Genomic DNA, 26,076 nt, shown 5'->3' on the forward strand with positions numbered 1-26,076 from the left:
CGGTTTGTTAATAAGATGTGATTGTCCAGGTTATAGCAGAACCGGATACCGGAACAGCCAGTTTCCATAGCGGACTATCCGTATATGTCTGAGCCGAAGCCGATGGTACTTTCAATGTACGGCTTGTAATCGTTGCCGCGCCTCCGAACGTATCTGCCGTATTGGTAGCAGATAATGCCGGAGGAACCGTAGCCCGGCAAGTCACTTCCGACAAATTGCGACAGTTGTAAAAGGCTCTCGATTCTATGCCTGTCAACGTAGAGGGCAAGTCGACTGCTTCGGCACCTATATCCTCAAAGGCACTCCTTCCAACCGTAGTCATGCCCTGTGGCAATACCAACACATAACCCGACACCGGAGATGCCAGACTTTCCTTAAAAGCCTCCGCTCCCACTGCTTTCAGCAATTTTGCCCCTTGCATTTTCAGCTCGGTAAGCAACGCACATTTCATAAACGCCCGGTCGCCCAATGCTGCCAGCGTAGACGGCAATGTAAGCACTCCTTTCAGATTCTTATTGTTATAAAACGCTTCGGCGCCCAGCGTTTTCAGAGCAGACGGCAATATCAGTTGGCCTGATAAGTTATAGCACTCCCTGAAAGCCCCGTCTCCTATTTCCACCAGGTTTACAGGCAACTTAAGCTCTGTCAGCGTATTGCAACCTTCAAAAGCGCCTGCCGATATCGTATTTAAAGCCGAAGCTCCCGACAAATCGGCAACAGTAAACGAACCTCCTGTAAAGGCATGGGCAAAGGCCTTCTCTCCTATTACTGTCAGTTTTTCAGATAATGGAATCTCCTGTAATTCGGAACACCCTTCAAAAGCCGAAGCCCCTATCTCCTGCAATTCCGGTTTACTGCCGGCAAACACTATTTTCTCTATCCGGCTGCCGGCAAAAGCACGCGATCCGATTCTTTGTACCGTTTCGGGCAGAATGATACTGCGCAGAGTGGTCTGTCCGGCAAACACGCCATCGGGCAATCCGGTAAGCATTCCTACTTCCGACAGATCCGCTTCTTCCACCGCCAGGGTAGCATTACGGAGTGTGTTAAAATCATCCCCGTTCAATCCTGTTTCAGACTTCACACAGATCTTTTTATACGATCCGGAATGGCTGAAATCAACAAACGAAGCCAGCGTTCCGGGTTTTTCCATCTCCATATACACCTGACTGTTGCCGCTCTGATTAATACGAACCCCGGCAATCTCTCCGGTTTCAAACAACAGGTTTATCACCGCACTACGCTTGGAAGCCGAGTGGGAATTATCATCCACCTTAAAATGCAGTTTTCCTCCATTGGCATAAATATCGCTGATCCATCCGGAAGGTTCGCCCCTGTCATACGTTACGGTAGCCCTGAAGGCACCCAGGTTTACAGGATTGGTTTCTACCACTGTAGCTACCTCCAAGAGATTATATAATTTAGGTATACGTTCCACGTCACTCACAGCGGCAGCGGCTTGCGTTACGGTAAACATCGCATCCTGTCCGGATGCCGGCTCTGTTTCACCCCCTTGCAAACGCAAAGTTACTACCGCCGTACGCGGTTGCGCTTTTGTATTGGGAGCCACCGTAAACTGCAACGTACCCGGCAACTGCACCCCTTCCGAACCGGTAAGCCATCCGGCATCTTCCGGCAACAACACTTCAAAAGGCCCGCTGGCCGTTACAGGCAGATCAAATGTTTCGCCTTCGGCCTTCGCCTCATAAGCGGTAAAGCCCGGCCGCAATATATCCTCCAGTCCTTTCTGCGTAAGGGTAAACGTATCGGTTAGCAAGACACCGGTCGATTCATCACCTATCACCAGCCGCGCATTGCGGGGCGTACTTGCCGTATTGGCATCCAGCGTCAGTAAAACTGATTCTTCCACAGGCATGGCTCTTGTATCTGTCGGCAGATGCAGCCAGTCTACCGCATCAATCAGATGCAGCCCGCTTGCAGAGGTATTTTTCATCAACTTCAGTTCATATCCGATATCTTCGGCTCCCACCTCATCGCTTTCCAATACGAAGTAAAGAGCTCCCCTGCCCCCTTGCGTTAGAGTAAAAGTTGTATTTAGCGCACCTTTCGAAATGGTAATCCTGCCCGTGCGTGCCTCATATCCCGGGTTCTCACTATAGTTCAGCATCAAGGTCTTTTCGGCCACGGCTTTTGTTCCGGCAGGTTGCAGCCAGTCTGCATCGGTTTTAAATTCATACCCGCTGATATTTGTTTGGAACACCATATCATACGTTCCCGACGTCCAGGCCACCGTTGTAGAGGCAGTAAGCAATCCCAGCACATCCTTTTGCGCCTGCGATATAGTAATGGTGCTCGTCTTGTGCCCTACCTGCAGCGTTACGGTAGCACTGCGTTGGCCGTCCGTTGTATTAGCTCCTGCCGACAAGGTAATGGTATGCGTACCGCTGCCTCCCGAAGCCGGCGAAACCGTCAACCAGCCTTGCGAAGAAACGGCCTTCCAACTACCGTTGGAGATTACCTTCACCGTTGTACTTCCTCCGTCTACGGCAAATGCAACCGTCTCCTTCCCTTTCTCTATCCTGACTGCTTCGGGCAGTTCGTCCTGGCATGATATAAGTGTTATTGCTGCCAATAACAGAAAGCATCCGGTTAGCAACCGGAATAAGCTTTTCTTTTCATTGTTCTGTTTCATATAACTATTTGATTATTATCATCAGTATTATTATCTATTATTACTTTTTTCTTAACAGATTAACTATTATTACTTTTCTCTTGACAGAAAAGTAACCAAAAAGTCAAGGCTGCACCGGCAGGGCTACTTCGGCAAAAGACTTCACTGAACCAGCGGAACTCGCTTTGCTCAAACAGCCGCTGGTTTTAACGCTGCGTCTTTTACCTGCGTTTAACGCCCGGCCGCTGATGCCGCTAACAAGAAAGCTAAGCTAAGCTAAGCGCAGCTTTCTTTTGGGATGGCCGATACGGTCTGCGCTTGTGCTTATGCCTGCTTTTTGCGCTTGACGAGCTTGTTTTCAATATGTCTTTTTTCGGTTACCTCTCTCCGGTTACCTTTTTTCAGCTATCTCTCTTCGATATGGCTTCGACCCGGTTTCAATTACCTTTCTTCGATATGGCTTTAGCCTAAGCTCTATTGCCGTCTGCTTCAGCTGACGGACTAAAGGAATATCTATCTTTAGTGGCTTTAGCCAAATTTCTTTCCGGTAATTTACTTTTAACAATCCTTCTCAATTGGGCTAAAGCCCTGGAAAGAGGATGGCTCTACTATCCATCGGTTGAAACCGATGGCAATTGAAACCGGGCTAAAGCCATCTTTAATCAATACCTGACGGAAGCACTAAAACCAATAGGATAACCTTTTAAGCTATCAACAACAGTAACTTTCAAAGCTATCGATATCGGCCATCCTTAGAGGGGGCGTTGCTCCCTTGTTTCCGGCCTCTGTCGGTGAGCGTAGCGCAGTGCCTTGAATGAGCGCCCGAAGCGTCCGCTGTTTGAGCGAAGCGAGTTCGGACGGTTCAGTGAATGAAAGGCACGAAGCAGCAAGCCGACAGTAGCCTTGACCTTTTGGTTACTTTTGGGTCAAGCCAAAAGTGACTAGAACCTATACCCTACCGAGACATTCATCCCCTGCAACGTAAAGCTGTTCAAGGTATACGAACCCTGCCTCTTATACGGCTTGCCCTTTGTATACGAATACACATCGGTAGCATCCGAGCGATACCCTACTTGCAGTCCCGCTTCAACAAAAAGACCTTTCCACAGCGGTTGCAGCCATCCGGCAGAGATACCTCCTCCAAAGAACGTACCCGTGCAGTTGTCTGCTATCTCTTCTTTGATGCGTACATCAAAAGTACCATATTGTCCATACAGTCCGGCATACAGCCCTTTAAAGCGTCCGCCGTTCCACAGCCAGAAGCGCGGTTCTACGGTAAAGGCTGTCATTTTAAACAGATTGCTCTTATCTCCCTTTTTATAGGGCATGGCATAGGCAAATGACAGTTGCGCCGAGAAACGGTCAAGGAAATACACTTCCACCGCCCCGTTCGGTACGGGCGTATACATCGAGCCATCAGGTAACAGGCCGGCAAACAGCAATCCGTTCGTCTTGACGCCTATACCTATCCCTCCCAGCAAGAAGTCCGCATGTTTTACCACCTTCGGGGCCTGAGCCGGGGCAGGCTGTTTGCGAGTCTCCGCCACAACTTGTGCAGAAGTTGAAGGGGTAGCCTTAGGAGCCGGTGCTTTATCAACATCCCCGGCAGCCGTTTCGCGCTTCTGTGCAACAGGACGGCTGCAACATACCTCCACAATCACACGGTTGTCCAAGTCTGTCTTTGCATCCACCTGAATATCAAAAGAGAAATCACAACCACCGGTCGTACCACCGCCAGTAAGGTAGTCTTGCAAAGCCACAGCTTGTTCCAGCGCCAGGGCTTTGGCATCCGGGTCATACCGGTCTACCACATTCTGCAGGGCTGTCAGTGTAACAGTCGCCACCTGTCCCTTGCAATCTTCCAGTTTGTATTTCAGCTCGTCCAGGTTATCCGCCGTCCGGCTGTTTGCCATGTCTATGCGGGCCGTCCCGGTTATAAAATGGATTGTGTAGCTCTGTCCCTGTGCTGCCAGAGCCAGCAGGCAGCAAGCAGCAGCCAACACCAAAAATCGCGTACATCGTTTCTTCATATCCGTATCGTTTAATCATTTGTCAAATAAAGCCATCTCCCAACCGGGCGGTTTATCGTCCGGTCAGGCTTTTAGCCAACGCCCGCGCCCGTCTTAACGATGAAGGGTCCGAGGCATCTATGCCATACTCTTCCTTGCGAGGCAAGCGCAGGCGTATGCCCAATGGCAATACGTCCGGGTCTTTCAGCACCCGGCTGTTGTAATCAAATATACACACCCAAAACACCCGGTCGCCATAATAACGTGCAGCCAGATTCTGCAATGTCATGCCTTTGCTTGTCAGCACATATTCGGGCACACGCCCTGCCGTGTGCAGCAGTTCCGTTGCCGGTTCTTTCCGTACGGGTTCTTTCTTTGCCCGGGGCTTCGGCGCAGGCGGTACCCGCTTTATAATTTCCGGCACCTCTTCCGGTTCAGGCTCCTCCTCCGGTTCAAGTTCAAGTTCCGGCTCCGGGACGGCTTCAGCCGTTTCGGGCGCCGTAAGCACATTTGTTGCGGCAGGCACAGCTACCGGCTGCACCATTACCGGTTGTTGCCGGTTATATAGCAGCAGCCACAAGCCGGCTCCAAACAACAACATATTCACCCCCAACAGCACACACACCAACAATATCAGGCTGCGCTGTTGCTTCCGCACCTTGTACATTTCCCTGTCTATCAGCACAGGCAAAGTGGTACGGAAAGCATCTATATATTTATCTTCCTCCGCCAATGGTTTATTAATTTGTCAGCTGTTTCACCCATTCCATATTTTTCCGCGCCTTGGCCGGACGTACCGGCATCGCCTTGCGGAACCAGTTTACCGCCTCTTCGTTATTGTCTTCCAGAAGGCATAATACGCCCAGGTTGATCCACGAACGCGAATCGTCCTGCACACGGTCGAGGAAGAAACGCGCCGCTTCCACATCGCCGTTTTCAATAGCAGCCGCTCCGGCATTGAGTTGTGCCAGTGCACAATCCGGGAAACGGTAGGCGGCCACCTCATATACTTCGCGGTATTGCTCCGTGCCGGGGCGATACACTCCGGCCAGCGAGGCCAGTTCGTCGCACCCCAACGTTTCGGGGCGTTCGTTAAAGGCCGTTACCAGCGACAACACATCCGCAGTAGAGGCAGCCAGGCCGTCAGCGCCAGGCATCAGGACTGCGCTATCATATTCCACCGCCAATTGCATACGCCGCAGGCCGGCAAACAAGCTCTTCTCCATATCCTTCCATACCTTGCCGCCACCCAGGGCTTTCAAGGCTTTCCGGCGGGCATCCGGGTCGGACGTGCGTGCCAACACCGACGCCACTTGCGAGGCATAGGGTTTGCCGGCTTCCTGAGCCAAACGTTTCAATCCGTCCCAATCTTCGAAACACTGATCCACTACGATCTTCTGTTCCGGTATCCCGGCCTCTTGCGAAAGATAACGGCGGAAACGGACAGCCCTTCCCAAAGCCAATTCTTCATTCTTTGCCGTATTACCGTCGGGTGCTGCATATCCGGTGATACGCACATGCTGCAACCCTTCGCCTTTTGCAGCAAGGCCTTGCAGTTCGCGATGCAGCCTGTCCAGCTCAACACGGTTGCCGCCATAAGAGGGCAACAGCTCGGTACTGCCCGGTTTAAACGCAAGTGAGGCCTCCAAACGGCATGTTTCGCGTCGCTCCGACTGTTTGGGACGCAGCTCCGGCAAATCCGTACTTTGTGCAAAATACTCGATCATCTGCCTGTACACCGAAGCCGCATCCACCTGCAACAGCCCGATCACCTCGGTTCGTACCAAAGGGCTCGATTTGCCTGCCTTTTCTTCCCGTACCACTCCATCTTCAACCGAAAAACTCCGCGGTGCAGAGCATCCGCCTGCCAGCAAAAGGCAAGCCAATGCCAGAACTTCCTGTTTGTTCATATTCCTTTATCTTTTAATGCATAATTATTTACAATGGATAAATCGACAAATAGATTAAAGATCCCTGACGCAACGCACAGGGAGCGCATTAGGCTTGCTGTAGCTGTTCGTGTAGCCAGTGCCAAAGTCCACATACCAAGCGCTACCCGCAGTGCCCTCCGTGGACGACCAGTAATAGTCGGCACCGAACGGCGAAACAGATCCTTTGCCTATCAGTTGCGGGTATAGCGTCCAAATCATCTGCAATTCCCGTTGTGTAGGCAAGCGCCATTGTCCGGCTGTTCCTCCTTCTCCCGAGTAGGCTTTGCAGGCATTCCATGCATCTGCCCAGTTTTTGGTAGTTCCGGCACCTCCCAGATCATTTCGCATCACCTGATAGCGGGTGGACATCTTTGCATTCCATGTACCGTTCTCTCTGGAGACAGTTGAGCCGACCGTAAGAAGGGTACTATTAGAAGGAGCGCATGCATGCATGGCTTCGCGCCGGCTGTTTGCTTCCGAAAGGGTCAGAGTGCATCCCAAAGGGCTCAATGCAGTCAGGTCTATCACCGGATAACCGCCAACTACCGTAACTGTTTGCGCCTTCGCTTCCGTCAGTCCCAGCCAGCCAATCAGGCAAGCCAGTGTTACTATTTTTAATTTTATTCCTGTTTTCATATAATTGACAAATAGATTAAAGATCCCTGACGCAACGCACACGGCGCGCATTAGACTTGTAGTTGTTGCTCGAGCTGCCAAAGTCAAAGTTCAGAGACCAAGCGCTACTCGCACTGATCTCCGTGGACGACCAGTAATGGCTGGCACCGAACATCGCATAATCCGCAAACTTCCCGCTGTCATATATCCCTTGCTTCATAGCCCATATAGCCATCAGTTGCGCTTGACTCGGCAGATACCATCCCGTCACTCCGTTTACATTCAGGCTGTTGCAATAGTCGTAAACGTATCCGGATCCTTTCTCTATGTTGGCTGATGTATAGGTGTGGTCCCAGTATTTCCGGGTTTCTGTTTGCAGCCGTGTGGAAGTGTTGTCCGACCATTTTATTGAACTCCCTTGTGTTGATGTTGGAGCCAGCAGCAACATCTTCGTGTAGCTCCCGGTTATGGTAGACGCAGAACCTGTGCCTGTCGTGTAGCCGCTTGCTCCTCCAAACAGGCCGATGCATAATCCAACGGCTTGTTTGGATACATCCATCGTCACCCTCCCATCGTTTGCTGCCAGATATTCTTGTGCAGCCAGCGTTCCGCTTACCGTGGATGTTATCGTGTAGTTGGTATGGCGGCGGAGTGAGAAGTCTGTCAGGTTGTTGCTTTTCCCTAGATAAATGTCATAGCTGAATGTTTCCGTTCCGTTCTTTATATATTCTTCTCCAATGGCAGGGGCGGTGTTCACTATTGATTTTGCAGCCGATATAATCCTGATGTAGCTTGCATTGGCCGGTGCTTTGCTGCTGTTTCTGTCTGCCGCCGAAGAGATACTACTTCCCGCCGGGCGGATGTTTTCTCCTACATACCAGACATTGCTGTTGGCATTGCTTCCGGCTGTCGTTGCAACAAAGGAGGAGGTTTGCGTTGTTCCTGTCCCATCGTAATTGTCGTTGCCCTGTGTGGCAAAACGACGGGAGCCGGCATTATACAAGGTAATAGAACTGCGAGCCGGGCCTCCCGTTATGCTGAAAGTATTGCTTAGGGTTACTTTCGCCAGCGTGCGGTAGAGTTGTACGGTCATTATTGGATCCGACAAGTTCACCGTTGCCGTTCCGGCGTAGGGTACGTCTGCATCCGAACTGATCGTGTTCGTCATCACCAGCGCTTGAAAGGCGGCATAGTTTCCTGTGAAGTTCGCAAAGCTTCCTGTTCCTCCCGTGCTGGCGTAGTTGTTTGTTGCCGCATTGTCGTTTGCTACAATCACCAGCCGGCAACTTGTTGCTGCCGGGTCTGCCACGTTGGTAAAGGTTACGTATGTGTTTGTGTTTGCCGTCATGGTTCCGATGTTGGCTCTGCCGTTGAACGTTCCGTCGCTCTTAAAAAGGAGGGCGTAGACGTTCTTCAGCGTTGTTGGCGCTTTGGTCATCGGACCGGAAACAGCAATGCTGTCCGCATCACTCGATACCAGTTCGTAGCTGAAGCCTGCTTGCGCGGCTTCGCTGCCTGAACGGGCACGCCGGACACCGGCTACTGACTCCTGAATGGGCGCAATTGCCGTGGCAAGGGTCAGGCTAATTGTACACCCTCCGCCACCCGGCCCCACCAGGTCACTGTCGTTACACGACGGCAGGGTGGCCAGTAACGCGAAGGCGCCGGTTAATACTGTAACAAGTTGTTTCTTCATATCTGTTTATTTTTATTCATATTACGTTTCTATTACTTTTGGCTTGACCCAAAAGTAATAGAAAGGTCAAGGCTGCACCGTCCGGGCTACTCCGGCAAAAGACTTCGCTGAACCAGCGGAACTCGCTACGCTCAAACAGCCGCTGGTTTTAACGCTGCGTCTTTTACCTGCGTTTAACGCCCGGCCGCTGATGCCGCTAACAAGAAAGCTGCGCTTAGCTTAGCTTAGCTTTCTTTTGGGATGGCCGATACGGTCTGCTCTTGACGAGCTTGTTTTCAATATGTCTGTTTTCGGTTACCTCTCTCTGGTTACCTTTTTTCAGCTATCTCTCTTCGATATGGCTTTAGCCTAAGCTCTATTGCCGTCTGCTTCAGCTGACAGACTAAAGGAATATCTATCTTTAGTGGCTTTAGCCAAATTTCTTTCCGGTAATCTACTTTTAACAATCCTTCTCAATTGGGCTAAAGCCCTGGAAAGAGGAGAATCTACTGCCTCCGTCGGTTGAAACCGACGGCAATTGAAACCGGGCTAAAGCCATATTTTATCTGCCAATCAGATATCCTGTGCCTGTGCCTATGCCTGCTTTTTGCTCTTGACGAGCTTGTTTTCAATATGTCTGTTTTCGGTTACCTCTCTCTGGTTACCTTTTTTCAGCTATCTCTCTTCGATATGGCTTTAGCCTAAGCTCTATTGCCGTCTGCTTCAGCTGACGGACTAAAGGAATATCTATCTTTAGTGGCTTTAGCCAAATTTCTTTCCGGTAATCTACTTTTAACAATCCTTCTCAATTGGGCTAAACCCCTGGAAAGAGGATGGCTCTACTATCCGTCGGTTGAAACCGACGGCAATTGAAACCGGGCTAAAGCCATATTCTATCTACCATCAGATATCCCGGACACAGCGAACACAGTTGGGGTAGTTCGTGGTGGAGTTGCTATTGAAACTGCCACTGCCGAAGTCCAGTATGCAGCGTCTGTCGGCGTAGCCATTGTAGACCGAACTACTCCAGTAGTAAGCGCTGATGAACGTAGCGAAGCCGGATATAGACTCTAACTTAGACTTATTCTGATACATGGCGAACAACTCAATCTGAGTAGGAACACGCCAACCGCTACCCTTACCTTTACAATAATCAATAGCAGGCTGATAATTAGAATAACTGCCACGCTCAGTCTTTTCAACCTCAATAGAATATTCCTTAGTTAAAGTACAACTAGAAGATACACCGTTCCTATCGGAACCCGTTGTACCGGAAGAAGCACCACCATCATAATTGAATGGAGGGTAATAAGTAAGGTTAGACCCTGTATTCTTATAAGCCGTGGCTACGGACTGGTTGATAGTGACCACCGGAGCTGTAAAGTCTATATCACTATTATCGCTGCCCGGGTCACCCGGTTTGATATTTATCTGTCCGCCGGCAAGCTGGGCTACCGTGAAGGTTCTTGATGTACCGGTAAAGCTGCCGGTACCTTTTACCGTTATGGTGGCGGTACGGGCGACACCCGTATTCTGGGCTACCGTATACGTAAAGTTCTTTGCACTGCCGGCCTGCGTATTGTCGCCGGTTTGAGAACCGTTTGCAATGGTACACCAGGAGGCGTTGCTGGTAGCCTGCCAGGGGATATTGGCGGTTACCGATACGGAGGTAGCAGCCTTTCCGTCTTTGGAAACACCCGTTACATTGCCGAACGAAGCCGGGAACACTACCCCGTACTGCGTAATTGTGTAACTCTTTTTATCGCTCTCGGTAGGAGTCACCGTGATTGTTGCTGTACGAGAACTGCCTGCAGTGGTATAATCCTTTAACGATATGGCAGGGTTGGCATTGTTGGTGCCCGAAGCCGTTCCTACTGTAGCAACAGAAGTGTTGCTCGAAGCCAATGTCCATGATGTGTTACTTGTGATTGCCAGAGCATGGCTGGAAGCCTGAGGGCCTGTTGTCATATTTGTTTTGTCTATATTCAGCCATGTGCCGGACAACTGGGCTACCGTAAAGGTTTTTGAAAAGCCGGTAAAGCTGCCGGTACCTTTTACCGTAACCGTAGCCGTACGCGATGTCCCTTCATTCTTAGCCACCGTATAGGTAAAATTCTGGTCACTGCCTGTCTGGGTGTTTGCGCCCGTATGTGTACTGCCCGTCTGGCTGCTGCCGTCGATGGTACACCAGGCGGCGTTGCTGGTAGCCTGCCAGGGGATATTGGCGGTCACCGGTACGGAGGTAGCAGCCTTTCCGTCTTTGGAAACATCCGTTACATTGCCGAACGAAGCCGGGAACACTACCCCGTACTGCGTAACAGTTGCCGTATTGGAACGTAGCGGCAGTTCGCCCACGGTAGTAAATGTAAGTGTAGACGAACGTTGGCCGGCAGTTGTATTGGCAACTACCGTAATGCTTTTGGAGGCCGTGCCGTTGCCCGAAGCCACGGTTACGGCAGAGCCTGACGATACGGCGGCATTGGTGTTGCGGCCGTTCGTAGTAATAGTAAAAGCGCCGGTAGCGGGCTGCGGCCCTACCGCCTTAGTCTTAGGCGACGGGTCGGGCAAGGCTGCCGAGGCGGTAAACGAAGGCGCCGAGGCGGCATGGTATACCGTGCCCACCCCATTGGTAGAATAAACCGCATAGTAATAGGTCTGTCCGGCGGTCATAGCCGTCCAGTCCACCGTTTTGGCTCCCGGAGTAGCCGGAGAGGCAAAAGCCAGGCCGGCAGACGGGGTCGGCACAGCAGCAGACGGCGAGAGCGCACCCGGATTGCTCGTCCAGAGCTTTACGCCTGCCGTTGCAGGATAATCGTCCACAGCATTCAGGCGTTCCGGCAGCGTGCCCTGAAACTTAAGCTTGTTTACCTCGGTAGAGGTTACCGATGCAGCGGTAGGCGTGGCCGGATAGTTTTTCGTACGAAACGACTTCTCGGCCGAACTATATACATATCCTTGTGCGTTGGAGGCATAATGGTAATAATAATAATCGGTACCCGGTGTCAGCGGAGTAAGGGTTACGGCATTGCCCGAACCGGCCTGTCGCGTACCCTGTCCTTGTGCAGGTTGCAGGCCGGTTGTCAAAGCATATACAATCCCCCATGCCGTAGCATTGGCAACAGTGTTGCCCGAAGAGGCGGCACTGCGTCCGTCGGTTGCCGAAACGGGAGCCACCAGCGTGGTAAGTACCGGCGCCCCGTCCGCATTGGTGGAGAAAGAGGCCAGCTCGCCATACAATGTCTGGCCGCCACTAACGGCATAGGAACGGAAATAATATACCTTCTTGGCCGTAAGTCCGGTAAGCGAAGCCGTAAAACTGCCGCCCGACAGGTTGGCAGAAGCCAGCTTGGTTGCTCCCGAAGCACCTTCAAAAGAGGTTTCGGCCTTATAATAGAAACCGTATTCGGTAAGGTTCCCCTGATTGGAGAGGGTACCCCGAAGCGTAGCACCGGTAGAGGTGATACTTTGCACCAACGGGTCGGTATGCAGTTCGGGCATAAGCCCTGCTTCGGTCACACGGTTATCGCCCCCCGCCCCCTGCGAGATGGTACTGTTAAGGGTATAAACCGTATTGCGTTCGATATTGAAATCGGTTGTATTGTTGGCTCCCAGATAAAAGCTGTAGGTAAGCATGTGTGCAGGATTAGCCTTCTCTTTGGCCGTAAAAGCGATATATGTGCATTTGGCGGAAGGGGCGTTGGCGCCGTACTTGTCGGACGGGCGTGATATGCCCGGGGCGCTGCCCCGCTTGTTGGCCGGCACATAGCGTACTACGGAAGTGGCCGGTTGGTCATCATTGTCGCCGTCGCAATCGGTCAGGGTAAACGATATGGAGCCAAACGGAGCCGATTCGTCCGGACAGGTATCCCCGGCAGGCTCTATCAGAGGCATCGACTGGGGCACGTTCATGATCTTTCCGCTGTTTGCATCCGCCAGATAGCCTTTCAATCCATAGCGAAAGTCCAGCTTCAGGCAGGCGGCTATGCGTTTGAGTTGTACCCGCACCGCATCCTGGCTACCGCTTTGCTGTATCAGGCCGGATTCGGCACCGTCTACCGTAAGGCGTACCACATTTACGCCGGTAAGCGCCCCTGCCAGGGGTATGTCGTTGTCCGTAGGCGATGGGAATTTGGCGTACAGGTCATAAGTTGCCGTTTTGAGACCCGATTCGGTAGCAAAGGCGGCATCTCCCCCGCTGGTTGCAGTTTCGTTTACCACCAGCACATACACATTACAGCCTTCGCCCGCCACCAGTTTGGCGCTGATGGAGTTGCCGATGGTATAGTTATCGATATCCGTCTTTCCCGTATTCTGCAAAGTGCCTCCTTTGTATTGAAGTACAATAGCCCGTGCATAGGTAGGTTGGCTCGCCCGGGTAACGTCCGGCAAGCTGTCGGCCGGTGTTTGGGCCGGAGGAAATCCCCGGTCGTTGCTAAGGCTATCGGCCTCACATCCGGCAACACCCACGCTTTTGGTATCTACCGGCGTAACGGTTTGCAAAGGGATCACCCCGGCGGGTATCTGCACGGATAAAATACTGCCGGAAGGTAGCACCGGCTCTTCGCCTTCTACCTCCGTTCCTGTACAGCCCCCTGCCAGCCATAGCAGCAGCAGCAAGGCCAACACAGGCAGCGCTTGTAGTGATTGTCTTCTCATATCTTTACTGTTCTTTATTATCTTTATTGTTGTATGCACCGTACCGGCAGGGCAAGGTGAGAGTCCGTCACCTTACCGGGTGACACGCTGCCACCCGTACGCGTGGTAAACTCCAATGCGTACGCGTGGGAAGCATCCACGTTGCCGGATGTCCAGAGGGCTCCCGTTCCATAGTCGGAATAGCCTGATTGCGAGCGCCATCCGACAGCAAAGAACCAGGCATTGCAACCGTTTTGTATGTATAACGTTCCGGCATCGGTAGACCTGTCAAAATAAGAAAGTATGCCATAGTCCGCCAAGTCGTCAAAGGCGCCTTCGGGTGCTACTTTCCAGCCGGCCGGACAAGGGTCGGCTGCCGTTTTAGCCGTTGCCCATGCTCCGCCGGCTGCGGCGGTTGTCTGGAATCCGGACGGGGTTATCTCCGTTCCGTTTATATCGTATACGGGCATTGCCGAAGTCTGGTTAATGCGCTGTGCCGCCGGCCAGGGTAGCGGGTAGCCCCACTGGTAAAGCATACCGAAGTGGAAAGAGGCGTCGAGCGCTACCTGCGCCTCATCGAGCAAAGTACCTGTAGCCTGGCTCCCCAGGTCGCGGTCCATGATGGCTTTGCCATCCCCTGCAACCGCCTTGTATTTGGCTCCGTAGGTTTGTACGCGCCCTCCGGCTACCACCTTCGAGGCATTTATTCCATTTACCGCGAATCCTTCCGGGCGGTAAGGGGTTACCCATATATGCCATCTCCACACGGTTGCTCCGCCCTTTGTACCCTCTATCACAGCATTAGCCGCCGATACTTCGGGGTTGATATGTGCCAGTACGGTCGTGTTGGCAGCATCATACATGAGGTCTATCCCCTTGGTCAGAGGGAGTTTGCCGGAAGCAGTTCCGTTGTCGCGCGTTTGCCACAACAGGGTTACGGCATCAATATCTTTCAGTGCGCCGAGCGCATCTTTGGGTTCGAACATCAGGGTCTGCCCCGGGCGTGCCATCTGGCAGTTGGCTGCAGCTTGCACGGCAGGCGTTGCGAAGGTATATACCGGCCCGTAGGTTTCGCCCTGGCTGTTGGCCGCAAAAGAACGTATATAATAGGTAGTGCCCTGCTGCAATCCGGTAAGCTTGCCTTCATATTCCCCGGAGATAAAATTGCCTCCGGAGATGGCCGAAGTCACGTTTATCCCTCCTTCTATCAGGCCGGCTTCGTTACTCACCGTTGCCGAATAGACAAATCCGCGGCGGGTAGTGCTTCCGTCTACCGTCATCGACGAAACGGCTACCGCCTCACTACGTCCGGTCTGCCTGACCGACTTCACGGCATCCATCACCGGCACGGTATTGGGGTTGTTGTCTATCTCTCCGGCTTCGGCCAGGGCGGTATAGGCTTGGCCGTACACCTGGATACGGCTGTCGGAAGTATTCTTTCCACGGATGGTGATGCTGATGTTGTAAGCCGAATTGCGTGCCAGGTTGTAGTCGGTTACCGAGTTGCCCCCTATGTAGTTGCGATAGACGGCGCCGTATGTATAATTGCCCACCGTATAGTCTCCTGTAATCTCGACGTAGGTAGCCGCATCGCCTTCGCCGGCTTGCACGGCATTCAGGTTGGCCGCCGTTTTGCCGGACGAGCTTGTCGCCGTACCGGTTCCGCGCCGGTTTTCGGGCATATACCAAAGTACGGAAACTTCTCCTGTCCCGTTCTTCGTAATGTCTCCGTAGTTGTCTATCGGGGTTATGCTTGTTTTTGCAGGAAACGGCGTCGCCGCAGAGGGTGCCAGCCAGGCGGCATCGGGCACGTGGTTCAGCCGTACGGACGATATTTTAAAGTTCTCGCCGTTGGGCAATACGGACTTAACCGTCAGGTTTACTTTAGCCAGCATACGTTCCATCTGTATGGTGGCCACAATGGGGCTTCCGCCGTCGGCATTGCTTTTTATCTCTCCGTCCCAATATCCTACCATGGGAATCGTACCATTGCTAAACAGGTCGGGCTCGTCGGTTATCGTCTGTTTAATAGCTTTAAAAGCCGACAGCGCCGATCCGTCGCCCAGTCCGTTAAGCGCTGTCCCCAAAGCAGAGGCGGCAGGGCAGTTTGCTACAAACACCAGTGTTTGCGAAGTGCCCGGCACCAGGTTGTTCAGGTTCTGGTCGGCCGGCGACAGGGTAGCGCCTTCGTAGGTATTCTTGCCTGCCAAAGTGGCGGCATCGCCCGTGCCGTTGTATTGTAATACCCAAAGATGGATTATCGTATTCTCGTCTACCCCGGTAGCAGCCGACGTGCGGGTAAGAGGAACCTTGCGGACTTCCGCACCGGGCTGTTCGTCAAGGCTGATAGCCGTAAGCCTGAGCGACAGGTTGCCTTGCGGCACCAACGTATCGAAACTGTCTGTGCAGGCAGAAAGCAGCAGCAGCAAACACCCTGCCGCTATAGCCCAGCTTGTATATGTATGTTCAATTCTTTTCATCCTATATCTCTTTTAAAGCATTATACACCCATGTCATCACCGTATGTTATACCGGTCCATTGCCCTGCCAGTATTTCCTGTCCGCTTCCTCCCATGCTGCCGTCCCAGCCAAACCGGTTCCAGTCCGTAACCACCAGCATAATATCTCCGCCTTCGCGGAGGTCTCTCACCCGTATCCGGAAATGGTAATATTTTCCGGGATCAAACATACGGTTCTCTATTTGTCCTTTGACAGTACAGTTTGTCATCCCCTTGCCGTCACCCAGGTCTATCTGCGTGTCGATGGCTATATTGAAGTCTCCCACCGGCCGTGGCAACACCACGCGGTCTTGCCTGTAACCCGTTTCGGGGGCGGATTGCGGTGCAAAAGCATCGAAGCGGAGGGTGTCCAGTCCGGCTACAGTCCGGAAGTTGCCTCCCGTATCATCCAGTTTAAAGGCAACCGGCCCGTGCGGCTGACTGTAGAGAACCATCTGCGAGGGCTGCCCCAAGGCCTGGTAGGTGGCATCGGCCGCCTTCTCTATCACAAACTCCAAACGGCTCGCCTTATGTGCCAGCGGGGTAAGCGTAACAACAGCCCCTTCGGACACAGACACCTTCGTCATACTGGCATGTATATCCTGCCCATGGGTAAATGCCACGGGCGTTACTCCCAATACCGGCAAGACGCTTTCGCCCGGCATCAGGGCGTAGAAGTGATAATTGCCGGCAGAGAGTTCCAGGTCTGAATCTCCGGGAACCACCGTCATTTGCCCGTCCGTTACGTCATACAGTTTCTGGCCTGCCGGCTGATCGGTCGTAATGCTTGCCCCCGCCGGATAAACCAGCAGGCGCAACCGTCCCGAAGCCACTATTTGTGCCGCACGGGTAGCCGTCCCTTCTTCTATGCGCAAGGGGGCAAAACGAACGGTATAACTTTGCCCGTCTGTTACGGGTTTCTTGCCCGGACCGGGTACAAAACCGTCCATTTGCGTACAAGCTCCCAGGATCGACAGCAACATAAAGCATACTATACAGATTCCTGCCAGCCAAAAGCGCAAGCCCGGCGATCTTTTCCGTCTATTATATTCATGTATTCCCTTCGTACACATTTTTTCCATCTCTCTTATTTAATTTGCATCAGTTACGCCGCCATCAATATTCTCCCAATCTTCCAGCTTCACGCCACGTATGCTCAGCCCTTTATCATTAAGCACCAACACAATCCGATGGGCGTAGCCGCCACCAAACCCGCCTTCGTCCGGCTTTACCGTCAAGTCGGTAAAAGTCCCGACCGAGGTTTCCACATCCGCCAGGTAAGAACCGGCCGGAGGCAAAAGGGCATATCCCACCGCATCCGGCGCCGCTTCGTTGTGTGAAGTAACCAGTACCGTTTTCGTTTCATCGTTCTTGTCTTTATAGAGCACGGACGGAAGTGCGGCAACTGTGGAAAACGACACTTGTTCCGCTCCTTCCCCTACCACCGGCTTTAATCGTACGGTAGCAGTAGCCGCAACGTTCTTCCAGGTTACCTTTGTGATACGGAAGTCGTTCAGCCCAGCCAAGTCTTTTGCCGTACGGATAGCCGCCAGTTGCACCTGCGAAAGCAGATGATTGAATTCCATCACTTTATCTTTAGTAGCATCCGTATTACCACAAATACGAAACCCGTCCCACCGGTTGCCTTTCAGCGGAGCTGCATACATCAGGTCGGAATTGCCGTCAAGCGTGTACACCGCCGTGCCGTCACCGGGCAGGATAGCTCCCTGCGGATTTAAGCCTGCCACATAAATATTATCACCCAGCGAAGGGTAGACAGGTGTTTCGCCCTCATAGGCAACTTCTCCGGCAACATCTACAGTTGCATTTTTCTGCCAACGCAACCCGCCGCTAAAATCTTCCCTGTCCGAACATACCAGTACCGGACCGAAAGCATCCCCTTCGTTCACCACTGCACGGGTAGTGCTGCCGGCACGAAGAGTAACGGGCACCGGCATCTCTTGCTCCGGAGTTTCCTCCTCCCGGCCGTCCATTTCACCGGCCGTACATCCAACCTGTATAAGCAGGCAGAACAGGCCAAACAGAATATATCCGTATCGTTTCATATCTTCTCTCTCTTTTATTTTGTATCCGGATGGAGAACCTTCAACCCCACCCGGCCTATATCAGATGCCTCCCGATGCAAGGAGTATGTACATTTTACAGATTATAATTCCGCTTCACCGGAATCGCCTTCAGCCCATTCGATTACAGAAGCCGAAACGTTCAACTGGATCTTGCTCTGGTCTGCGTATGCAGGAGCATTGAACTTCAAAGAGATCTTATGCTTCTTGCCCACTACAGATACCAGGTTGCTGGTTGCGTCTTTCTTGATCAATACGTTCGGGAATGTCTTATCCTCTCCGTTTACAGAAATTACCACATTCAGGCGTATTTCGGCAGAAGGAGCCACCATAACCGGGTCGCAAACGCTTTTCAATTCATCAGTCAGCGCTTCGCTGCTTACATTCTGTACAGACAGGTTAGCCTTGTTTGTCCATGTGATGGCACCGGTTGCCACATTCATGCTTTTAGGCACCTGTGCATTAATAACTTCAATACTCTTGATAGTAACCGGGCCGGCAAATGCACCGCCTGTTGTAGGATTGTATGCTACGGTATCAGCCATGAAATAAAGCTGTGAAGTCTGGTGGCTGAATTCCAAAGAGGCATTTGCTGAAGCTGCTGCCTCTGCTGTTTTAAAGTCTACAGGTTTGGCAAACATCACGTCTTGCTGTCCATCGGTAGAAGCAAACGTAACGGTTTGGTTATTCAACGTACCGCCTGCAGGATGAACGCCGGCAACATAAGCACGTAAGCTTGCTTCATCTTTAGTACCCGGATAATACAATATCTTGGTAAGAGACACTGCCTGGGCTGTTGCATTTGCAGTAAACGTACCGGTAGTTTTATCATACAGAGTAGACAATGTATCCGTATTTATAGAAGTTCCATCCTGAGTGGCCATGAAACACAGGAAATCGGCTGTTACATTGTCATTCGTACTAATAGGAGTACGGGTGATAACAGAGCGGGTTGTCATACCATCTACACCGGTACCTATTTTCAATTCCATTCTATCGCCTTCGACCGGTACTTCGGGACCATCGAATTCGTTGTTGCTGCAACTTGTCATTGCAACGGCTGCCATAGCAACCATAATCATACTTTTGTTCATAACTTTATTATTTTAGTATTTGTCAAATGAAGGTTCTTGTTAATCCAAATCTACATTACCGGTATTACCCGTCTTCCAAGGAGCTACGACAGCTTTCACGTCAATCTGGCTTTCCGTAGTATTTATCTTACGTTTTACAGTAACCGTAACTAAAGAGGAATATCCTTTTGTAATACCCGTACCTCCTTCGGTTCCTTCAAATGCAACCGGGATATTGCTATAGGTTTTGGATACTCCCTTGATAGAGATGGTTATGTTGATATTCATGCTAGCCATAGGGCGAATCATAACCGGGCTACCCACGTCTATTCCGGCTTCGGTAGCGGCAGCGGAGGAATTAATACCCGGCAAGGCAAACTCGCCTTTATCCTGATACGTAATAACACTGTCTCCCAAAGTAATAGATTCCGGCAGACCTACATTAAGCAATGTTACACTCTGAACCGTAACCACAGAATCTGCGCTCATGCCCTCTTCTTTCAGAATCTTGAAACGCACCTGGCCGGTCTGATGGTTGAAGGTGAAAAATTTCTCATTAGTTCCAGCAGCCTCTATTGTTCCTTTATCGATCGTAGAGGCATACAATACATCCTGCAAACCGTCTACAGAGGGAAAAGTAACTTTACCGTTTCCGCTGGACAAGGTACCTGCCGGCGCTACGCCTACCATATAGGCACGGATGTTAGAAGCTTTGTTATAATACAAAGGCACCGAAAAGCCTACAGACTGTGCAGTAGCAGATGCCGTAAACGTACCGCTGGATACGTTGGCCGCATCTGTTGCATAATTAGCAAACGTGCCGCCATCTCCCAACGTATTGGTGGTGATAGGCACAAGGGCATTCCATTCGGCAGCCGTAGGTTCAGGCGTTTCTTTGGCAATCAGGGCTATGGTTGCCGTAACAACATCGCCATTCGAGATTGCAGCTCTGGTATCTACCCCTGTTTTCAGCTCGATAGGCGTTTCGCCGGAAGCTAAAGGCGTTTCGTTTTCAAACTCATTATTATTGCAACCTGCCATCGTTACGAGGCAAATGGCTGCCAATACATACTTTTTCGTCATAACTAAATTGTTTTAATGTAAATTCTATTTCATCGGGATCATTTTATAAAATCATCGGGATGTTTTGCCGAAATCATCGGGATGTTTTTTACATCGTCCCATTGCCTGAACCACCGTCTTCCCATTCGGTTACGGTTGCCGTTGCCGTAATCTGTCCTTCGCCACGGAACTGAATCGTGATATCGAACTTCTTGCCGGCTGTAGATCCGGTATAATCCGTACCATCCGTTCCTTTCAGGTTAATCGCTACTTCCTTGCCATCAGTCGCCTTTGTAGAAGTATATACCTTTAACGTATATTCGTCTTTTACATCGCCACTGCCATCAACAGCATCCACCGGAGCAACCAACGCATAGGCAACCAATTCCGGTGTAGTAGCAACGGAAACAGTCTTGCCGGTTAAAGCATCATCGGTATAAGTTATTTTACCATCGGCTTCCGTAGCCTGGAAAAACGGAATCGCAGTTGCAGAACCCGTATATGTGGCCGAAGGATCCGAAAAGGTTTGCGACACCGAATTTTTCGGAGACGCATTCAGCGCTTTATCCAATTCTATTTTTGTAATATCACCCCAATCGGCAGCTGTGGTAGCATTGCCCACCACTTTTACATGCAGCTTGGTAAGCAAGTGGCTAAAAGCAAAATTCAGCGCACCGTCTGCTTGCTGGCCGGACACCTCCGGTGCTAACATCAAGTCGGTTTTACCGTCTATAGTAGCCGTAGCAGATGCACCGGCGGCAATAGTCCATACACTCCCTGCAGGATAAAATCCGCGAAAATACAGGGTGGTAGTTCCATCTTTCCACTTTACACCGGAAGGGAAACCGTATTCGGTAGTTCCGTTATCTTCGAATGTGATGTCTCCTTTAGCTTCGGCACCGGCATTATCAGTATAGATAGTAGCATAGTTGTTCGATGATGCGGAACCGATGATATGAGCCGTCAGTTTATTCGTAGAACTGATAGTTCCGTCGAAAGGCGCTCTGGTATCTGTTGTAATTGTCTGCGCACCGAAACGAATCTCCTGTCCTTGCGACAACTCTACAGCCACGTTATCGTCGTTATTGCAGCTTGCCAATACCAGTGAGGCAAAAGCTGCGAAAGCATAATACTTGTTCATTTTCATTTTTTATTCTTTATTTATTAATTAGCTTCAATGCCATCAAGATGGCTTTGTTTCTGTCCTGATCATTGTGTTGTCCTTGCGGGCTTTGTTTCTGTCCTTGCGGGCCTGACCCGCAATCTCATCCTAAACATATTGTCTTGATGGCTTTAGCCTAAGCTCAATTGCCGTCTGCTTTAGCTGACGGATTAGGGGATGTACACTCTCTGTTGGCTTTAGCCAAATTCCTTTCTGATTGGGCTAAAGCCCTTGAAAGAAGGAAACTCTGCTTCCGTCGGTTAAAACCGACGGCAATTGAAACCAGGCTAAAGCCATTACCTGCAAGCTACCATCTCTACAAGCCTGTACCAGAAAGCTACCCTACAAATCTGTATCAAAAAGCCACTCTACAATCCTGTACCGACTACGGTTTATCTGTTACCGATCCTGATCCTGTACCGCCGGTTATCCAAGGCTGAACAGAGGCTGTTAACTGGATTTGCTTTGCAGGATCGGCCGAAGCCAGATTGAAAGTAAGCGTAACGTCATACGATTTGCCGACCTTGAACCCGGTATCTCCATCGCCGGGTACAACTTCCACATTGGTGAATGTTTTGGCAGAAGTAGATACGTTCAACAAAAATTTAGCTTGTCCGGGTTGCAACATAACCGGCACACCTACCTTGGCAGCTTCTGCGGTAGAAGCGGGAATCGTTACTTTTCCACCATGGACAGCTTCGTTAAACGCTACCAACGCAGCAGGCGTAGCCCAGCCTGAAACAAGGCCGTCTTCGATGTTCATACTTCCGGTTGTATTAGCGGAAGCAAACTGGATACCGGTTATCTGCAGGTTCTCGGTTCCGCTTACGCTTGCCATGTCTGCATGTTTGATTACCTTAAATGTAATTTGTGTCAGTTTGTGGGCGAAGTCCAAATTGGGAGGTGTGGTAGTTTCATTATTACCGATAGCCGGAACAGCACACATCAGGTCTTCTTGTCCGGTAAGCGTAAAATGAAACACAGGAGCTGCAGCGGCCGATACTTCAAGATAATTATCTCCGCTTGTTCCCGTTGCAGCATACGGGTGAAATGCCATAAACTTAACATAGTCCGTTTTCTGCTCCGGATAATAATAAGGAATAGGAAGCACAATGCCATTGTCTTCTTTCACACTTGCCGGTTTTACATTATCAAGGATAACGGCTGCCGTCCAATCCGCAATCGGGGTGGCGGCTGTTGTGTTGGTGGTTGTAATACCGAAAATACCTATACCGGCGTCGTTCAGTCCGGTAACCGTATTAACAGGGGCTTTGGTTGATACCCCCGTGCCCAATAAAATGGGTGTCTTACCATTATCCAGCCCTGTAGTTTCATTTTCATTGCTACAGCCGGCCAAAACAATAACTGCTAAAGCAGCGACATACCATGTTTTCTTCATGTTTGTTCTTGTTTGAAGTTTTATACTAAAATTCACATATATTCTTATTGCACGGTTCCATTTCCTGTCCCGGACTGCCACGGAGTAACCGAAACTCCCAAAGAAATATCTCCGGTACCCGAAGTATCCGAGGGATGTAGTTGTACCGTGATAAGGTAAGCCGTACCCGGACGGCTCTTCTTATCCGCTTCATCAAAACAGACCGGCAGTCCTTTGTAAGCTTTCGTTTCGTTGCCGGAAAAAGTGAGTTCCACATCCAAAGTGAGTTCCGCACCCGGTTCTACCAGAACCGGCAAAGGCAACCGCCGGACTTCTTCCGATAAAACTATACCTTCATTCCTGGCAGGCTCCACATAGACAGGTAATCCGGCCTGATCGCCGTTAAACGACACTTCGGGCAACTTATCCGTAGCAGCTTCCGCCAATCGCAACGAAGCCTCTTCCCTACTTCCGTTGATGTACAAACTCTTTAACCGGATTTCCCCGTTTGCCGTATTTGTCAAGCGTATGTTGAATGCGCATTGCGTAAGCAAATGGTAGAAATAAAATGTTTTATCCGCTAAAGTAAAATTGTCGATAAAACTACCTTTCCGCTCCACTGTTGCCAGCAGATCGGTCTGGCCGTCCAAACGATACACTGCCTGCCCTTCCGATAAGGGAGCCACCGGATAATAGCCCCGGAGATACAAATAGCTACGGTCTTCGGGATAGATATATTCCCCATCCAGACTGGTTTCGGGCGTTTGGGCTATAGCCTCCCAGGTCTCGGTATAGGCGGAAGGGGCATCTCCTTTGGCAAAGGCCACCCGCTGGCCGTCCAGGCTGCTGAGGCAGGCGCGCGTTTGCGGATATACTCCCACCTGCAGCGAAACCGTACGTTTATACCGGTCTGTATATTTGCTGCCGGGATCGTCCGAACAGGCTATACATCCCATATAAAGCGCTACTATTCCTATAAATATTTTTCCGTTCATTCCAAACCCTCCTTCCGATTATTTCCGGCCGATCCGGTACCGGTATGCCATCCCACCAACTGGAGGTGCAAGCCTTCGGGGCGGGAAGTATCTATCACTAATTCCAACTCGATGGTGGCTTCTACCGTACCGGAAGCGTCTCCCGATACGGCTTCATTAATAAGTTCGGTTATATCCAATTCATTCTTTAATCCGTTTCCATCAACCAGGGTGATATCCAGTACCAGCTTATTTTGTCCGGCAGACATCTCTCCGTCAATATCAGGTGTCAGGCCAAATACGGTTTGTTCGGAACGGAAATGCCCTCCATCCTGCTTGCTTAACGGAACAGGCACTGCCACCAAATCATTATATGATGCCTTCCCCGAAGGAATATGTACGGAAGGAGACACGCCGGTTAGCGTCCCTTCTATCGCAGAAACTTCTTCGCTTCCCTTGATCTTTACGTCCAGCAGAACCGAACAGACCAACTTCCGGGGATAAACCGTGTAGATTTTATCCAGAGAACCGTCTACCTGCACATCGGCTAGTCCCGTACCATAAAAGTTATCGGGAGGCAGGATAAGATCAAGTTCCCCGGCACGGGTTTCAGACGCTACAGGCTCTCCGGCAGCAGGAATGCCATAAGCATACGCCTGCTCATATCCTTTATCCGTTTGCAAAGCAATATTCTCGAAATCACTGTTTACCACCACCATTTCATAGGTTCCCGCAGGTAAAATCCCTTCGTAACCGCTGCCATCGCCTTCGCACACAACCGGAGTATCGCTACCGGAAGGATAAAAATAAAAGCGTGTTTTCGAAGAAAGTGCCTGCCCTTTCCAATCCAAGGAAATAAAAACTTTGCCTTTCCCCTTTGCCGAATACCGGTCTGTATCGCCATACGTACATGACGAAACAAAAACGAGAAGGCTCAGGCAGAGGGTTTGCAGCCATCTGCCATAGCTTATTTCCATTTGTGAAATCTCCCTGTTCATCTAGTTATCCTCCTTCTCTCCTTCTTTCTTTATTATTTACGAAAACCGCAACGAAAAAGAATATTTACCGATGCTCCCACTATCCAATTGCTTTGGGCAAAAGCGTCTTCATAATAATTTTTATTCTCTGCCGGAGAATACCGGTAAACCTTACCATCATAAACATTCCGGTATCCCACCGACAGCCGGCCTTCTACCAAAAGCCAGGTGCTATATAGCGGCAATGTATACCCCAGTGTAAAACCTGCCGAATAGAACCGTCCGGTTTTCCCATAGTTCTGGGGCTTGTTATCCCGAATATCAAAATCGCCATAGCTCGCACGGAAACCGACATTGAAGCCGCCGAACCTGTTATTATCCGAGAACCATAAACGGGGTTCCAAAGCAAATTCGGAAACACCCCACAGGTTATCTTTTCGGCCGTCGTACGAAGAATAAGCATATAAGAATGAAAATTCGGCCGAATAACGTTGCGCAAAACAATATTCTACAGCTCCATTATACATAAGAGCACCTGTGCCGTAGCCCGAAGCATTTTTGCCATCGACAGCCCATACAGGAACCAGTCCCATCCACGGCAGCAGATTCGTTTTTATACCTATATTAAATAGGCCGGCTCCGGAACACACCCCTGCAGAGGCCGGTTCGGGTAAGCGCTCAACTTCGGACAGAGGCTGCACTTCAGGTTCTACAGATCCGGTAAATTCTCCGGAAGTTTGTCCGGATTGCACCGGTACTTCGGCTAAAAATTTTCCGGCCGGTTCCTTTGTTTCCTCTTCAGGTTCAAAAGCATCTGTTACTTCCATATTATAATAATACAGATCGTAAAAAGGGAGTTGCCCATAACGGGATAAAGCCCCCGAAATATCCGGACGTGAACTGCTGAAAGAGAAAAAAATATCGCGGTTAGCCCCGGCCGGTACAGGTTTATTTATCAACCTCACCTGCACAACATCGGATGCCTGCCCGCTCCTGTTAATATAAAAGACAACTTTTTCATACGGAATATCAAGACGCTGTCTTAGCAACGAACGAATAATACCAGCCCTGAAAGCAGCACGGTTCAATAAATAATCATCCGTATCCCCGTCGCTTTCAATAAACGATTCTACCAGAAAGTAGTAATCCGAATTTGCCGAGGCAGTCGAAAAGGCAGCTGTTTCCTGTACAATCCGCTGCCACTCGTACGTATTATTCCGGTACCCTTCTTCATACAATTCTCCCCCGGGGCGAAAAACAAAACGATACACATTTTGTACTTCTTCCGACATTTTAGCGAATGCCCATCCGTTTCCCGAAAACAGAAAACAAACAGTAAAAAAGAATACCAACAATACAGATTTCGTCATT

General features: G+C 50.6%; 17 protein-coding genes. All 17 read right to left on the reverse strand.

What is annotated here, in order from left to right; translation table 11 throughout:
- Window positions 1-7: 7 nt before the first annotated feature.
- Window positions 8-2,653, reverse strand: coding sequence for a leucine-rich repeat protein (locus ACYIB7_RS10590; RefSeq protein WP_480337009.1), 2,646 nt, complete (start codon window positions 2,651-2,653; stop codon window positions 8-10).
- Between the two features lie 920 nt (window positions 2,654-3,573).
- Window positions 3,574-4,662 (reverse strand): DUF3575 domain-containing protein, encoded by a 1,089-nt coding sequence (locus tag ACYIB7_RS10595; protein ID WP_480337010.1) that lies wholly within the window; start codon window positions 4,660-4,662, stop codon window positions 3,574-3,576.
- Window positions 4,663-4,714: 52 nt separating this feature from the next.
- Window positions 4,715-5,374, reverse strand: coding sequence for a LysM peptidoglycan-binding domain-containing protein (locus tag ACYIB7_RS10600; RefSeq protein WP_103982300.1), 660 nt, complete (start codon window positions 5,372-5,374; stop codon window positions 4,715-4,717).
- A 7-nt stretch (window positions 5,375-5,381) separates the two neighbouring features.
- Window positions 5,382-6,551 (reverse strand): OmpA family protein, encoded by a 1,170-nt coding sequence (locus ACYIB7_RS10605; RefSeq protein ID WP_480337011.1) that lies wholly within the window; start codon window positions 6,549-6,551, stop codon window positions 5,382-5,384.
- Window positions 6,552-6,605: 54 nt separating this feature from the next.
- A complete protein-coding gene (locus ACYIB7_RS10610; RefSeq protein ID WP_480337013.1) occupies window positions 6,606-7,208 on the reverse strand; it encodes an Lcl C-terminal domain-containing protein in 603 nt (200 codons plus the stop codon).
- Window positions 7,209-7,224: 16 nt separating this feature from the next.
- On the reverse strand, window positions 7,225-8,883 hold the full coding sequence (locus tag ACYIB7_RS10615; protein ID WP_480337015.1) for an Lcl domain-containing protein: 1,659 nt from the start codon (window positions 8,881-8,883) through the stop codon (window positions 7,225-7,227).
- Between the two features lie 882 nt (window positions 8,884-9,765).
- Entirely contained in the window at window positions 9,766-13,518 is a 3,753-nt protein-coding gene (locus tag ACYIB7_RS10620; RefSeq protein ID WP_480337017.1) for a DUF4906 domain-containing protein, read from the reverse strand.
- 23 nt (window positions 13,519-13,541) lie between these two features.
- A complete protein-coding gene (locus tag ACYIB7_RS10625; RefSeq protein ID WP_480337018.1) occupies window positions 13,542-15,977 on the reverse strand; it encodes a DUF4906 domain-containing protein in 2,436 nt (811 codons plus the stop codon).
- 20 nt (window positions 15,978-15,997) lie between these two features.
- Window positions 15,998-17,077 carry a BF2992 family fimbrillin-A clan protein gene (locus ACYIB7_RS10630; protein WP_480337019.1) on the reverse strand — a complete coding sequence of 360 codons (1,080 nt, stop codon included), beginning with the start codon at window positions 17,075-17,077 and terminating at the stop codon, window positions 15,998-16,000.
- Between the two features lie 9 nt (window positions 17,078-17,086).
- Window positions 17,087-18,061 (reverse strand): fimbrillin family protein, encoded by a 975-nt coding sequence (locus tag ACYIB7_RS10635; RefSeq protein ID WP_103983835.1) that lies wholly within the window; start codon window positions 18,059-18,061, stop codon window positions 17,087-17,089.
- Window positions 18,062-18,162: 101 nt separating this feature from the next.
- Complete coding sequence (locus tag ACYIB7_RS10640; RefSeq protein ID WP_480337021.1) at window positions 18,163-19,173, reverse strand: fimbrillin family protein; 1,011 nt, start codon at window positions 19,171-19,173, stop codon at window positions 18,163-18,165.
- A gap of 39 nt (window positions 19,174-19,212) precedes the next feature.
- Window positions 19,213-20,235 (reverse strand): fimbrillin family protein, encoded by a 1,023-nt coding sequence (locus ACYIB7_RS10645; protein WP_103983833.1) that lies wholly within the window; start codon window positions 20,233-20,235, stop codon window positions 19,213-19,215.
- Between the two features lie 88 nt (window positions 20,236-20,323).
- Window positions 20,324-21,361 carry a fimbrillin family protein gene (locus ACYIB7_RS10650; protein WP_480337023.1) on the reverse strand — a complete coding sequence of 346 codons (1,038 nt, stop codon included), beginning with the start codon at window positions 21,359-21,361 and terminating at the stop codon, window positions 20,324-20,326.
- Between the two features lie 400 nt (window positions 21,362-21,761).
- Complete coding sequence (locus ACYIB7_RS10655) at window positions 21,762-22,775, reverse strand: fimbrillin family protein (protein ID WP_480337025.1); 1,014 nt, start codon at window positions 22,773-22,775, stop codon at window positions 21,762-21,764.
- Between the two features lie 44 nt (window positions 22,776-22,819).
- Window positions 22,820-23,749 carry a hypothetical protein gene (locus tag ACYIB7_RS10660; protein ID WP_480337026.1) on the reverse strand — a complete coding sequence of 310 codons (930 nt, stop codon included), beginning with the start codon at window positions 23,747-23,749 and terminating at the stop codon, window positions 22,820-22,822.
- Entirely contained in the window at window positions 23,746-24,726 is a 981-nt protein-coding gene (locus ACYIB7_RS10665) for a DUF5119 domain-containing protein (RefSeq protein ID WP_480337028.1), read from the reverse strand. Before ACYIB7_RS10665 ends, ACYIB7_RS10660 begins: the two co-directional genes overlap by 4 nt.
- A 32-nt stretch (window positions 24,727-24,758) precedes the next feature.
- Window positions 24,759-26,075, reverse strand: a complete 1,317-nt coding sequence (locus tag ACYIB7_RS10670) for a DUF3575 domain-containing protein (RefSeq protein WP_480337030.1) — start codon at window positions 26,073-26,075, stop codon at window positions 24,759-24,761.
- Between the last annotated feature and the right edge of the window lies 1 nt (window position 26,076).

The sequence above is a fragment of the Parabacteroides sp. KHUB-03 genome (assembly GCF_056640975.1).